This window comes from Sulfitobacter sp. HI0129 (genome assembly GCF_001635395.1).
Classification (GTDB): Bacteria; Pseudomonadota; Alphaproteobacteria; order Rhodobacterales; family Rhodobacteraceae; genus Sulfitobacter.
Map to the genome: position 1 here is coordinate 1 of NZ_LWGH01000173.1, position 372 is coordinate 372.

The window sequence follows — 372 nt, forward strand, 5'->3', positions numbered from 1 at the left end:
ATATCGCAAAGCCGCTGGCGGAATCAGGTGCCGTTCATATCATCGGCGACGTGGCGACCTATCTGCCGGACTATCAGGTTACGACCGTCTTCACCTCTACCAAGAATGCCGAGAGTGAACAGCAGATGACGCAGGACTTCATCGGGGCCTATTCGAAGGGTGTGGCCGATTACAACGATGCGATGATCACAAAGTCGGGACCCGATGCAGCGTCGGCAAGGCCTTGCTCTTCAGCCTTGCGGGCCAGCGCCTCTTCGCGCTGCGCATTGAGCCGCCGCAGCGTCCGGGCGCGGGAAAAATACCGTTCGATCACATAGCTAATGCCGCCGTAGACGACGATGATCGAAACAAGGATGCCATAGGCCCCGGCGA

General features: G+C 58.6%; 1 protein-coding gene and 1 pseudogene. One reads left to right on the forward strand and one right to left on the reverse strand.

Annotated features, from left to right (window positions below; genetic code table 11):
* Positions 1-209: pseudogene (locus tag A3764_RS25820) on the forward strand (ABC transporter substrate-binding protein); the annotation flags it as partial.
* On the opposite strand, the gene A3764_RS24460 reads toward A3764_RS25820, so the two are convergent.
* Positions 170-372, reverse strand: a 203-nt coding sequence (locus tag A3764_RS24460) for a hypothetical protein (RefSeq protein WP_150122048.1), incomplete at its 5' end; no start/stop codon positions are given. The pseudogene A3764_RS25820 and the gene A3764_RS24460 sit on opposite strands and share 40 nt — an antisense overlap.